1 protein-coding gene is annotated in these 265 nt (G+C 40.0%); it reads right to left on the bottom strand.

What is annotated here, in order from left to right; translation table 11 throughout:
- Positions 1-265: PAS domain S-box protein (locus AAEZ00_RS21435; protein ID WP_351089946.1), on the bottom strand; the 265-nt coding region annotated here is incomplete at both ends.

Here is a 265-nt window from a genome sequence, read left to right as displayed (position 1 = left end):
CCATTAGGGTGTGATGAACATCCTTTTTAACTAGGTTGCTGAGTGTCACTTGCAAACTAGACCGATTGGGTAAACCGGTAAGTAAGTCATTATTGGTTAGTTTTCTGAGTTCTTCTTCTTGTTGTTTACGGCGAGTTATATCGGAAAACACGCCAACATAATGACTTGTGTCACCTTGTTCATTGTATATAGCGTCAATAGTCAGTTCCATTAAGAAATAATTGTCTTTACCTTTACTCGCTTCAACTTCGCCGCTCCAACGACC

The organism is Shewanella sp. S1-49-MNA-CIBAN-0167 (genome assembly GCF_040310145.1).
Classification (GTDB): Bacteria; Pseudomonadota; Gammaproteobacteria; order Enterobacterales; family Shewanellaceae; genus Shewanella; species Shewanella psychromarinicola.
Note: the sequence above shows the minus strand (reverse complement) of the source record. Positions and strands in the feature narration are given on the sequence as shown.